Here is a 12818-nt window from a genome sequence, read left to right on the forward strand (position 1 = left end):
AGCCGGTGCAATGGTTTGAATTCTCAAAAGTCTTAGGTAGACTGAACGCATTACTATCCTGATGTAATCTGACCTTTTTTTGAATGTCAGAACTTTGGCCTGCTGCGGCGCCCTTGTCGGCGCCCTCCTGCGTTGGGCCAGGTAATATGCAGATACTTTGATGAGATCACGAGGAACATGGTGAAAAAGAGTCTTGCGTTAACACTGCTGGCGGTCCTTACCCTGGCAGGCTGTAAGGCCCCGCCGCCGCCCGTCACTGATGACACGCTGGTGACCAGCGAAATCAACGGCGTCAAGCTGGTTCATCGGCATGCCGTTGCGGCGCCGACCGAATTCGAACCGGTCAATCAGACCTGGCGAGCGTTGTATGGCGCGTCAGTGATGACGACGCCCGATTACGGCGGCAAAGTGGTTCGCTATCTCGAAACGGGTAAACCGTTTGAAGTATTAGGCAATGTGGAAAATCACTGGCTGGCGATTGCCGATCAGGCTGACGGCCCGATGATTGGTTACGTTCCGCTAAAAGCGGGTGTGGAAAGCAGCCGCTATGACGCCACTGTCCAGAGCGATCGCCCCCGTCCTCGCAAGACGAAACAGGTCTGTGTCGCCGTTGGCGGTGCCAGTAAAGCGTGCCGCACTAACGATACCGCGACCTGGATCTTAGACTAAACATGAAATCCGGCGCATATTGCCCGCAGCACCGTCCTGGGCTGCGGGTTCAGGGATTTGCCATTGGCTGGAAGATCACGAATTAATGACTGTGGAATCCCCTGCGCGTGAGGTCACCCCCTCAGGCAATGAGAATCTATTACTTCAGGCTGCAGCGCCACTGCTGAACGCGGTGGTGCAAATTCGTCAGTCAGCCACCCATGACGACCCCGCGGGCTTACGCCAGTCGCTTATTGATGAGATCCGCCAGTTCGAACAGCGTTGTAAACAGGCCGGCCTGCCGTTTGAGATGATTATCGGCGCGCGTTACTGCGTCTGTAGCGCGCTGGATGAAGCGGCGGCGCAAACGCCCTGGGGCACGCGCGGCGTCTGGTCTGGCAACGGTATGCTGGTGACCTTTCACAATGAAAGCTGGGGCGGTGAAAAATTCTTTCAGTTGCTGTCACGTATTTCACAGAGCCCGCAACAGCACCTCTGGTTACTGGAGGTGGTGCATTACTGTCTGCTGCTCGGCTATGAAGGCCGTTATCGCGGCAGTGAACAGGGCCACGCCCAGTGCGACGGTATCCGTAAACGACTGAAAAAGCTGATTGAAGAGACGCGTGCTCAGCGTCAGACGCCACAACCGCCGCTGGTGGAAGTGCATCCGCTGGTCAGCACCCTGGCGCGGCCGATGGTCCCGCTGTGGGCCTGCGCGATGCTGGTGGCGCTGATCGGCTGCCTGATTTACAGCGGCCTGAACTGGCGGCTGGGCAATGCGGCCGAACCGCTGCTGCGCGCTATCTATCAGACGCCGCTGCCGCAGATAACCGCCGGTCGTCGTCCCTCTTCTCCTCAGGCGCTGCTCGACCTGCGACAGCGGCTGAATGATGTGATTGCCGCAGGCCAGCTTGAAGTCAGTGACGGTGCCTTCGGCAGCAAAGTTATTATCCCGGCGGATAAGCTGTTCGCCGAACAGGGCACGGTCATCAACCCGGTGGGGCGCGCCCTGCTGGCTCGCGTCTCGACCGCCATGAAAAATGTCAAAGGCACGATTCTGGTGTCGGTGTTTACCGACGATCACCCGGTTGATAACAGCCGGTTCGCCTCCAGCTACGAATTCTCGTTCGCCCGCGCCCGCGCGGTGACGCAGTTGTTGCAGGTCCAGCTGGCCGACGGCCATACCGTACGTTCTGAAGGCCGCGGTGACAGCGACCCGCTGCTGCCGAACGACAGTAGCGAAAACCGTACCCGCAACCGCCGCGTTGAAATCACCCTGTTTGCCGCGCCCGAAACGCTCAGTAATCATCAAGGAGCACAATAATAATGCGCGCTTCCCTTCGACTGCTTCTGACACATCGATTGTTATGGAGTTTTATCGGCGTTACGGCGCTGAGCTGTCTGGTGTGGATGCTCGGTCCGCTCTGGACGTGGGGCGAATCGCGACCGCTGGAGCCGATCCTGCCGCGCCAGCTCACCGTCAGCGCCTTCTATTTTTTATGGGTCCTGTTCCAGCTGATGCCGTCGCTCTATCGTGCCTGGTTTAATAGCCGGTTACTGAATCAGCTACAGGCCGCAGGCAGCGACGATCCCGCCGAACGTCAGGTGACCGAAGAACTGCTCAACCAGCGCTTCAGCGATGCGGCGATGCAGCTCAGGCGCACCCAGTTTGGTCGCCGCCATTCCGGTGGTCTGCTGTCGCGCTTTAATTCCAATTACCTTTATCAGCTGCCGTGGTATCTGGTGATGGGCGCGCCGGGAGCCGGTAAAACCACGGCGCTGTTGAATGCCGGACTGAATTTTCCCCTGACCGATACGCTGGGCAAAAATGCGATTCGCGGCGTGGGCGGCACCCGCAACTGCGACTGGTGGTTCACCGACAGCGCGGTGCTGATTGATACCGCCGGCCGCTACGCGCTGCAGGAGAGCCAGCGCGCGCGCGACGCCGCTGAATGGCACAGCTTCATCAACCTGCTTAAACGCTACCGCACCCGCCAGCCGATTAACGGCGTGATCATGACCATTAGCATCGCCGATCTGCTGAGTGACTCCGCCGAGGCGCGGTTTGCGCAGGCCAGCGCGCTGCGTGAGCGTATGGCGGAACTGCACCAGCAGACCGGCATCCATTTTCCGGTCTATGTCATGGTGACCAAAACCGACTTGCTGAAAGGTTTTATGAGCTATTTCGGCTCGGTCGACAAAGCGAAGCGTGATGCTATCTGGGGCTTTACCTTTAACTGGGACCTCGGTAAGCCACATAAAGGCGACTGGCATCGCCATTTCGGCCAGCAGTTTCAGCGGCTGGAGCTGGAGTTACAGCAGAAGCTGGCTGACCAGATGACTCAGGAGCGCGATCTTAATGAGCGCGCCGAATGTTTCCTGTTCCCGCAGGAGTTTGCCTCGCTGCGTCCGCTGCTGAATGAATACCTCGATATCGTCTTCTCTGACCATCAGGATGCGGTTGCCTGGAGTCCGCGCGGCCTATTCTTCACCAGCGGCACCCAGGAAGGTCTGCCTTTTGACCGGGTGATGGGCGAGCTGAGCCGTAAACTGCAGCTGCGCCAGGCCGGTGATCATTCGATCGCCGCGTGGGACAGCGTTAACCGCAACAGCCCGATTCCGGGTAACAAAGGTCAGAGCTTTTTTATTCGCGACCTGCTCAACGATCTGATCTTTAAAGAGAGCGGCCTGGCCGGCAGCAACCGGCGCTGGGAATACCGCAATCAGCTGTTTCACTGGATCGGTTACGGCGTGCTGGCTGGCGGCCTGCTGATTATGTCAAGCCTGTGGGGCCTCAGTTATTACCAGAATCAGCACTATCTGCATCAGGTTGAAGCGCGGGTACCGGCTATTCGTGAGCAGAGTCAGCAGGTGATTCATCAGCCTGCTGATAATATTTTTGATCTGCTACCCTTTCTCAATAGCCTGGTGAAATTGCCGCTGTCCGATCGTTTTTCTCTCGATAATCCGCCGCTTACTATGCGGGTGGGCTTATATCGCGGGACGCAGGTCAGCGATGCGGCCTGGGCGCTTTATCAAAATGCGCTTAAGTCTTTACTGCTGCCGCGCGTCGCCCAGCAGATCACCAATATTCTGCGCAATGACCCGGGCGATGATAACGCGTACAGCCGCAATGCCCTGCGCGCCTATCAGATGCTGTATCAACCGCGTAATTACGATGGCGAATTTCTGCGTGCCTGGCTGCTGCAAAACCTGCAGCGCTCGCTGCCCGACTCGGTCAGCACCCGCGATCTTCAGCAGCTCGACTGGCACCTGAGCCAGCTGCTGGATCAGCAAATTCAGTCATCGCCCTATGCACGTGATAATGCGCTGATGATGCGTAAGCTTGCGGAAAATCTGAAAATTGCAGGGCAGTCCGGCCCTATGCTGGCGGTGACGCCCTCCCGCTCTGCACAACGATTGACCCTGCATAGCGAGTAATGGTGAGGTGTACATGGCTGCTTATACTGCCCCCGGCTGGTATGGCAAGCTGCCGTCAACCGGCGACTTTCTGCATCACCGGCTGAGCGAGCAACAGATCACCCCCTGGAATCACTGGTTCCAGCAGGGTTTGATGCACTGGCATCAGCAGGATGATGCGGTAACCGCGAACTTTTTACGCGCACCGGTATGGAATTTTGTCCTGCCGATTACCCCAACCCGACAGCAGGTGCAGATGGGCTGTTTACTGCCCTCCTGTGACCGCGTCGGCCGTGCCTGGCCGCTGCTGGCGCTGCACAGTTTTCCGCTCAGCCAGTGGCATCCGGCTCAGTTGACCATTTCAGGCGACTGGTTTCAGGATCTCGGTGCGACGCTGCTGCGGGCGGTACAGACGCCGCTTAACGGCGCGCAACTGGAGCAGCAGATTCAGACGCTGCCGCCGCTGCTGGTGCCGGCCCGACAGCCTTCCGAAATCATGGAGGTGATCGGTTATCAGGATTTGCCCTGCACGCTGAGCTGGCGTGAAGTGGCTGAACGCTTCGATCCCCAGCAGCATATGAGCTACTGGTGGAGTAACCGCAGTGATGGTTTTGCCCATGCCACCCACAAGCACAGCGGCAACCTCACGGCACAACTGTTTTCGTTACTGTTTAACCCGGCGGCAGGTGCACAGCCGGGACGTAATGGCCTTTACCCACCGATGTTTGAGTAAGGCCGGTTGCGTTTGCCGTTCAATCTGGGATAACTCATGCAATTTACCATTGTGCAATGCACTACGGATGTTCCGGTTAAAACCGTTGCGTTTCAACCGCCTGGCGGCACCATTGGCCGTAGTCAGGATAACGATCTGGTGCTGCCAGATGAGTCGCGCGCGATTTCGCGCCTGCAGGCGCTGGTTCATCTGTCGCATGACGGCGAATGCCGCCTGACCAATCAGGGCAGCGTGACGCCGGTTGAGCATAACGGCATCGCGCTCGGTCGCGGCATGCAGGTGTTGCTAAAGCATGGTGACGCGTTGCGTATCGGCGATTATGCGCTGGAAGTGCGCGATCCCGCCTGTCAGAGCGACCAGAACGATCCCCTCGCGCTGTTTGCCGGCAACAGCGATCAGCCTGCCAATCCGTTAGGCATTCATGAACACCACGAGCACGAGGTTGAAGACCGCCTGCTGGTAAACGATGCGTCTCCGGTGCGCCACGAACGCCATAATGATGCGCGGCTGGCGATTGAGCCTCAGGCGGACGAGCCGCGCCGCGCCCTGTCGTCCCAGCCGCAGGATCAGGACAAGCTGATCGCCGCGCTGCTGGACGGGATGGGGCTGAGCAACGGCCACGCAACGCCGATTGATGAAGAGCAGATGCGCATCACCGGTCGGATGCTTAGCCTGTTTTCGCAGGGTACGGTGGCGCTATTGTCGTCGCGCTCCATCCTCAAGCGCGGCGTGAAAGCGGACATGACGATGATCCTGAATGAGGCCAACAACCCTTTTAAGATCCTGCCGTCCGGTAAAACCGTGCTGATGCAGATGTATCAGAGCCAGATGCCCGGCTTTATGCCACCTGAGCAGGCGGTACGCGATGCGCTGGTTGATCTGCAGGCGCATCAGCTGGGGATGATTGCCGGTATCCGCGCCATCATTGCAGCGATGCTGCAGTCGTTTAATCCGGCGCGACTGGAAGAGCAGGCACGCGCCGACGGCGTGCTGCCGAAGCTGCCGTTCTCCAGCACCAAAAAGGCGGCGCTGTGGGATTACTTTACCCGCAACTATCAGCGCACCGCCGGCGAAATTGAAGATGATTTCCATACCCTGTTTGGCGAAGCGTTCCTGCATGCCTATGACATGGAGGTTAATCAGTACAAAGATTCCCAGACGCGGGTAGATGAAGCATGAAAATCGTTTTTGCCAGCCGCTGCCAGCAAGGCCTGCGCGATGATAATCAGGACCGCACCGGTGCCGCGCTGGACGATCGCCGGGCCTGTTTCGTGGTCTGTGACGGCGTCGCCGGTCTGCCAGGTGGCGAGATGGCGGCGCAGCTGGTGCGTGACAGTCTGCTGAGCCAGCTGGAGAACTGTGAACACTTTACGCCCGACTTTACCCGTCAGGCGATCGAACAGTGCCGTTTTGCGCTGCATGAGGCACAGGGAAAGAATCCGAAATTTGCACGGATGAGTACCACCCTTGCGGCGCTGTTTATTGACCGTCAAAAACAGCGTGCATGGTGGGCCCACGCAGGTGATAGCCGGGTTTATCACTTCCGGCGCGGGGTGCTGCATGAGGTCACCCGCGACCACAGCCTGGCCCAGCAGTTGAAAGAAGCGGGCTATGAAAATACCGGCATTAACAGTAATTTACTCTATAATGCGCTCGGCGCTGAACCGCCGCGTGCAGTCAGTTTTTCGCACCAGATTGCGCTGGAAGATGGCGACGCGTTTCTGGTCTGTACCGATGGATTCTGGCTCAACCTGACCACCGGTGAAATGGAACAGGCGCTGCGCATGGTGAACGCCTGCGAAGAGTGGCTGGCACTGATGGAACAGGCAGTGAGCCGCAACGTGAAAAAAGATAATCTCAGCGCACTGGCGGTCTGGATTGGTGAGCCGGAAGAAGCGACATTGCTCTATTCACTGGCTGATTCGGCGCGCTTTCTGCCGCCTCGTTTTTGATTCCAAGGATCCTTATGAAACTGTGGTTGCCCGGCATCGCCACCTTACTGATAGCCTTTTACGCCCAGGCCGAAAATTATCGTGTGGTCTATTCCCCCAGCCTGGCGCTGGAGGTCTACATCGATAACGTGGTGAGCAAAGCGCCCGACGACTGGTGCAAAGAGACGTTGCCGCTGCGCATTGTCTCCGGAAAAAGTAAGGATTCGGCGGTGCTGACCACCTTTTTACCGCGCGTCGGTACCCTGCTCGCCAACCAGTGTGGTTTGCTGGATGTCATGCCGTGGCAGATGACCGACAAAGACGGCGGCGTACTAGCCAGCGGCAGCGCCAGCAAGCTACAGAACTGGCGGCCGATTGTGATGGCGGACGCCACGGCCAGCGCCAGCGAAAGTAACGCCGCGCCGCTGGATCTGTCGCGCCCGGCCAACAGCACACCGCTGCAGCACTTTGATCTGCCGAGCGGCTGCCATTTTCGTACCGCCTGGGATGAGAATGCCCGGACGATGTTTATCCCGGACGTCAGCAAGCAGCAGTGCTCACCCGACGGCTGGGCCGAAGGCAAAAGTGAACTGACGCTGGCGACACCGGATCATCCGACGCCGGTGGCGGTGACCTTTTATCAGGGTTATCCGATCGCTAACCTGACCATCCCGGACAGCAAACTGGAAGTCATTGCGGCGAACAATCAGCGCATGATTGTGACCCGCGCCGATACCGCCGATAGCTGGCTGGTTCTGCCGTTCGATAGCCAGCAACACGTCTGGCGTTTTAATGGAACCCTGTTGATTAAGATGGATAAGAATGCTGCGCAGCAGGATGCTGACGCTGTGAAATCGCGAGTTGATACTTTGCGCGGCCAATGGGCGCCGCATTTCATGCCACAGCAAAAAGTGAATGTGTTACTCATCGACACCCTGCACGCGGATCTGGTTGATCCTGCCATTGGTGCCTGGCGTAACATCAATTAATTACCGCGCAGCCTGGCGAGCAGGCCGTGTTCAGAGAGTTCACTATGTCGGCAAATGATAATCAGAAAACGGTTCCGAATGCCCTGCCGGACGGATACCGCTTCAACGAGTTTGAGATCAAGGAAGTGATTGGCGGTGGCGGTTTCGGCATTGTCTATCGCGCATGGGATCACCAGCTGGAACGCACTATCGCCATCAAAGAGTACATGCCGGTTTCGCTGGCGGTACGCGCGGCGGACTTGACGCTGGAACTGCGTGGCGAACGCTTCCAGAAACTGTTTAACGCCGGCCTGAATAGTTTTATTCAGGAAGCGCGGCTGCTGGCCCGCTTTAACCATCCGGGCCTGCTGCACGTGCTGCGCTTCTGGGAGCAGAACGGCACCGCCTATATGGGTACGCTCTACTACAGCGGCATGACGCTAAAAGAGTGGCAGATCACCAGCCCGGAGTCGATTTCCGAAGCCTGGATCCGTCGTCTGCTGCCGCCGCTGCTGGGAGCCATCAGTACCATTCATCAGGCCGGTTATCTGCATCGCGATATCTCGCTGGATAATATTCAGATTCAGGAAAACCAGCTGCCGGTGCTGCTGGATTTCGGCTCTGCGCGTAAGGAGATCGGCAATCTCTCCGATGAAACCGAAATCATGCTCAAGCCGGGCTTTGCGCCGATTGAGCAGTACAGCGAAGAGGGTGAGGTCGAACAGGGTCCGTGGACCGATATCTACGCCCTGGGTGCCGTGCTGCATAGCCTGATCACCGGCAACCCGCCGCCGGTCAGCGTGGTGCGCTGCATTGAAGATAATTACCAGCCGCTGGCCGAGCGTCAGCCGGCAGGCTATTCCCTGCCGCTGCTGCATGCGATTGACCGCGCGCTGGCGATGAAACCCGGCGATCGTCCGCAATCGATTGATGCGTTTGCTGCGTTAATCGACCTGCCGGTGAGCGATGTTGAAGCGGTGGTGAATAGTTTTCCGGTGCCGGGCGAGAGTGTCGCCGCAGTGGAAGAGGAGCCGGTCGACGCAGCGGCTCCAATCATGATGGCGGTGAATCACGGTGCTGCCGCCGCCGAGCCGGTTACACCGCGTACCGTGCGTCGGCTGTCGCCGGGACTGATCGGTGCCTCTGCCGTGGCTCTGCTGGCGGTGGTTGCTGCGGTATGGCTGGCGAATCGTCACAGCGCCGCGCCGGAGCAGGTGACGCAATCACCGGTAGCGGCCAGCGCGCCCGCTCCGACAACCCCAGTGGCGGCTGCGCCAGCCATGCTGGCAACGGTCTATCTCAAGCTGGAAAGCGGTGAGAATGTGGTGCTCAATGGACAGCCGCTGGAGGTCAAACCGGGCAGCAGCGGTTTCGCTGCACTGAATCTGGCGGCCGGACAGTATCGTATTGAAGTCCACAATGGCAGCGTGACGCACGCGCAATCGTTGACGATTGACAAACCTGGCACCTGGCTGATTAATCCGGATAACTGACTGGCGAGGTAACGGGCTGGAGCAGTCTCCGACTGTGCTGCCCGACTGGCTGACCTCACCGCCGGGCGGTGGTGAGGGTTGTTGTTCCTGAGAGAGATCAGGCCTGCTTCAGGCAGTGACTCTGCTGTAAAGTCCGCACCTGATGCGCCAGCCGGCTCAGGCTCTCCTCTTCCATGCCGCGTTTAGTCAGTTCCTCTTCGAGTGAAAAAAGATACTGGGCATTCGAGCCAAGCGGGCCGCTGGCGGCGGCAATCAGTGGGGCGATCGCTTCCGGGCAGGAATCTGACTCATACAGCGGATGACGCGGGTCCATGATAAAAGTCAGCGCCGTTACGCTGCGACCATCATCCAGTTGCAGTTCACACCAGGTCGGCAGATAGCAGCCGGTAATCATCTCGCGTTTCCACAGCAGTGCCAGCTCTTCATGCAGCCGCGCCTCGGGCAGACGAAAAGCCAGACCGCTGGTCCGGCCGCCCTGTTTCAGCGCCAGCATCCGGCCAGGATGGGTGGCGGTACCCCGTCCGGCAATCAGCCGCAGACAGAAAGCGCGATGCCAGCCTTCCAGCGAGCCGGACGCTACCTCATCCGCTTCAAAGATCGGGTTCCACATCAGAGAGCCGTAACCAAAGATCCATACCGGGCTGTGATCGGGACGGCAGGCCAGCGTAGCAGCCAGCGACGCCGCGCGCTGCTCGCAACTCCAGAGCAGCGTCTCTTCGATATCACCAAACGACGTTTTACAATCCGCTTTTAAAAGAAATTCCCGGGTAAGCAATGCGACCTCCTCGACTTTCACGGCGTCCTGTCCAGATGGCTCCTCTGTAGCGATCACCAAAACGGCTTCGCGTTTCGTTCACAAAATTGACATTAATCCATTTACTGGTGGGGTTTCAAGCGTGAGGCGGGTCGCAGGATAAAAAAAACCAGATAAACCTGATAGCAGAGGCAGAAAAAAGGGCCGGATATTTCTGGCCCTTTGATGAAAGCAGGCTACGCAAATAGATTAGCGCTTAGGATGCCACTTATCGTCATCGCCTTTTTCATACTCTTTTTTCACCGCCGCCCAGGCCACTTTATGTGCCACCTCTTCGCGGGAATCATCGCCGCGGCGATCTTCGGCCTCTTTATACTGCGACCAGGCACTGTTAAACGCCTGCTGGTAAATATCCTGCGCGTGCGCCGGGAGTACGTGTTTAACGTTGTCAGGTAAATCGGCTCGGCTATCGTAAGGCATACTTCCTCCTCGGTTTACAGGGTCATAATAAGTCTGGCTCAGGACAGCAAAAATACAAATAACGATTTATGCTCAGTTTAGACAAAAATCCTTATAATCACCCTGTAAATTCATTTAATCCAACCATTTTATCGTTATAAACAGCGAAGTCATCGGGGATTAACGATTCTTTATTACCTGATTATTAATGCAATATTCTGGATAACACCCGGTTAACCGGCTTCCGATATTTTATAGTACTTAAGTAAAAAGCAGTAAATTTTTCCCGCTCAGGCGGTTGAAAAGATAAACTGCGCGCTGCCCTAAAACTGATTATATTTTAACAGCAGCGCCGCTGCCCTTATGATCATTAACCAGAGAGGATGGTGAATGCCTTCACATGAAAAAACACGTCACAAGGAATTCTCGCTGATATTTCCCATCGTTACGCTGGGTGTACTCTATTTTTTTGGCGCACAAACCTCGTTTCCGATCGTCGTCGGTATCAACATACTGGCGCTGATTGCCATTCTTAGCAGCGCGTTCAGCGTGGTGCGCCATGCCGATGTGCTGGCACACCGGCTGGGCGAGCCCTACGGATCGCTGATACTGAGTTTATCGGTAGTGATCCTTGAAGTGAGCCTGATCTCGGCGCTGATGGCCACCGGCGATGCCGCGCCCGGCCTGATGCGTGACACGCTCTACTCGATTGTGATGATTGTCACTGGCGGGCTGGTCGGTTTCGCCCTGCTGCTCGGCGGCAATAAGTTCGCCACGCAGTACGTTAATCTGGCGGGCGTGAAGCAATATCTGATCGCTATCTTTCCGCTGGCGATTCTGGTGCTGGTGTTTCCTAACGCCCTGCCCGGCGGCAACTTTTCTACCGAGCAGGCGCTGTTGATTGCCGCGATTTCAGCCGCCATGTATGGCGTTTTCCTGCTGATCCAGACCAAAACCCACCAGAGCCTGTTTGTCTATGAGCATGAGGATGAGAGCGATGATGGCGATCCCCATCACGGTAAGCCCTCGGCACACAGCAGCGTCTGGCACACCGTCTGGTTGATTGTGCATCTGGTGGCGGTGATTGCGGTGACCAAAATGAATGCCAACACGCTGGAAAGCTTGTTGACCGAATTGAATGCACCGGTACAGTTCACCGGCTTCCTGGTGGCGCTGCTGATCCTGTCGCCGGAAGGATTGGGGGCAATTAAAGCGGTGCTGATGAACCAGGTGCAGCGCGCGATGAACCTGTTCTTCGGTTCGGTGCTGGCGACGATTTCGTTAACCGTACCGGCCGTGACCCTGATCGCTACCCTGACTGGTCAGGAGCTGATCTTTGGCCTTGAGCCGCCGCAGATGGTGATTATGATGGCGTCGCTGATCCTGTGTCAGCTCTCCTTCTCTACCGGCCGCACCAATGTGCTGAACGGTGCGGCACATCTGGCGTTGTTTGCCGGTTATCTGGTCACCATTATGCTGTAAGGCCCGCCGCCTGCAGACGAAAAAAAAGAGCGATTTCTCGCTCTTTTTTTTTGCCTTGCTGCAGCAGAATTACTTGCTGGTATCCAGCTCAGGGAAGCTTTTAACCAGATCGTCAATCGCCTTCATCTGCACCAGGAACGGCTCCAGCTTGTCGAGCGGCAGCGCCGAAGGACCATCACACAGCGCGTGATCCGGGTCCGGATGCGCTTCAATGAACAGGCCCGCAATGCCCACTGCCATACCGGCACGTGCCAGTTCGCCCACCTGCGCACGACGACCGCCAGAAGCCGCGCCAAACGGATCGCGGGTTTGCAGCGCATGGGTGACGTCGAAAATCACCGGGCTGTTGTGGGTGACCTTCTTCATCACGTTAAAGCCGAGCATGTCGACCACCAGGTTGTCATAACCGAAGTTGCTGCCACGGTCGCACAGGATCACCTGCTCGTTGCCGCCTTCAGCGAACTTATCAACGATGTTGCCCATCTGGCCAGGACTGACGAACTGTGGCTTCTTGACGTTGATCACCGCGCCGGTTTTCGCCATCGCTTCCACCAGGTCGGTCTGACGCGCCAGGAAGGCTGGCAGCTGGATGACGTCAACCACATCCGCCACCGGCTGCGCCTGTGACGCTTCGTGCACGTCAGTGATAATTTTCACGCCGAAAGCCTGCTTCAGCTCCTGGAAAATCTTCATGCCCTCTTCCAGGCCCGGACCGCGATAGGAGTGAATAGATGAACGGTTAGCTTTATCAAACGACGCTTTAAACACGTAAGGGATACCGAGCTTGTCGGTCACTCTGACGTAATGTTCGCAGATGCGCATCGCCAGGTCGCGCGACTCCAGCACGTTCATCCCGCCGAACAGTACAAACGGCAGATCGTTTGCTACCTTGATGTCACCAATACTCACGACTTTCTGTGTCATGCCCTT

12 protein-coding genes are annotated in these 12818 nt (G+C 57.3%); 9 read left to right on the forward strand and 3 right to left on the reverse strand.

All coding sequences use genetic code 11. The annotated features are described in order from the left end of the window. The first annotated feature begins 177 nt into the window (after window positions 1–177). The 8 genes from ACLIBF_RS12485 (at window position 178) to ACLIBF_RS12520 (ending at window position 9193) form a co-directional block, all read left to right on the forward strand. On the forward strand, window positions 178–669 hold the full coding sequence (locus ACLIBF_RS12485; RefSeq protein ID WP_031377504.1) for a hypothetical protein: 492 nt from the start codon (window positions 178–180) through the stop codon (window positions 667–669). An 85-nt stretch (window positions 670–754) separates the two neighbouring features. Next, complete coding sequence (gene icmH / locus ACLIBF_RS12490; RefSeq protein WP_448309899.1) at window positions 755–1972, forward strand: type IVB secretion system protein IcmH/DotU; 1218 nt, start codon at window positions 755–757, stop codon at window positions 1970–1972. Between the two features lie 2 nt (window positions 1973–1974). Continuing rightward, a complete protein-coding gene (gene tssM, locus ACLIBF_RS12495; protein ID WP_089561229.1) occupies window positions 1975–4089 on the forward strand; it encodes a type VI secretion system membrane subunit TssM in 2115 nt (704 codons plus the stop codon). A 13-nt stretch (window positions 4090–4102) separates the two neighbouring features. Then, a complete protein-coding gene (tagF, locus tag ACLIBF_RS12500) occupies window positions 4103–4801 on the forward strand; it encodes a type VI secretion system-associated protein TagF (RefSeq protein ID WP_031377507.1) in 699 nt (232 codons plus the stop codon). 36 nt (window positions 4802–4837) lie between these two features. After that, on the forward strand, window positions 4838–5980 hold the full coding sequence (tagH, locus tag ACLIBF_RS12505; RefSeq protein WP_031377508.1) for a type VI secretion system-associated FHA domain protein TagH: 1143 nt from the start codon (window positions 4838–4840) through the stop codon (window positions 5978–5980). Further along, entirely contained in the window at window positions 5977–6753 is a 777-nt protein-coding gene (locus ACLIBF_RS12510; protein WP_031377509.1) for a PP2C family protein-serine/threonine phosphatase, read from the forward strand. Before tagH ends, ACLIBF_RS12510 begins: the two co-directional genes overlap by 4 nt. A gap of 14 nt (window positions 6754–6767) precedes the next feature. Continuing rightward, the gene (locus tag ACLIBF_RS12515) at window positions 6768–7721 is read left to right on the forward strand and encodes a hypothetical protein (RefSeq protein ID WP_031377510.1); all 954 of its coding nucleotides are present in this window, start codon (window positions 6768–6770) and stop codon (window positions 7719–7721) included. Between the two features lie 44 nt (window positions 7722–7765). Continuing rightward, window positions 7766–9193, forward strand: coding sequence for a serine/threonine protein kinase (locus tag ACLIBF_RS12520; RefSeq protein ID WP_279809972.1), 1428 nt, complete (start codon window positions 7766–7768; stop codon window positions 9191–9193). Window positions 9194–9290: 97 nt separating this feature from the next. On the opposite strand, the gene ACLIBF_RS12525 is transcribed toward ACLIBF_RS12520, so the two are convergent. Both ACLIBF_RS12525 and chaB read right to left on the reverse strand, forming a co-directional pair. Next, a complete protein-coding gene (locus ACLIBF_RS12525; protein ID WP_031377313.1) occupies window positions 9291–9968 on the reverse strand; it encodes a gamma-glutamylcyclotransferase in 678 nt (225 codons plus the stop codon). A gap of 228 nt (window positions 9969–10196) precedes the next feature. Continuing rightward, entirely contained in the window at window positions 10197–10427 is a 231-nt protein-coding gene (gene chaB, locus ACLIBF_RS12530; RefSeq protein WP_031377314.1) for a putative cation transport regulator ChaB, read from the reverse strand. A 369-nt stretch (window positions 10428–10796) separates the two neighbouring features. On the opposite strand from chaB, the gene chaA reads away from it, so the two are divergent. Then, window positions 10797–11888: a sodium-potassium/proton antiporter ChaA gene (gene chaA / locus ACLIBF_RS12535; protein ID WP_448309903.1), complete on the forward strand. Its 1092-nt coding sequence runs from the start codon at window positions 10797–10799 to the stop codon at window positions 11886–11888. 69 nt (window positions 11889–11957) lie between these two features. Here the strand turns inward: chaA and kdsA are convergent, their stop codons facing one another. Then, window positions 11958–12812 (reverse strand): 3-deoxy-8-phosphooctulonate synthase, encoded by an 855-nt coding sequence (gene kdsA / locus ACLIBF_RS12540; RefSeq protein WP_031377316.1) that lies wholly within the window; start codon window positions 12810–12812, stop codon window positions 11958–11960. Window positions 12813–12818 lie beyond the last annotated feature (6 nt).

Source organism: Pantoea sp. PGP6 (genome assembly GCF_053474785.1).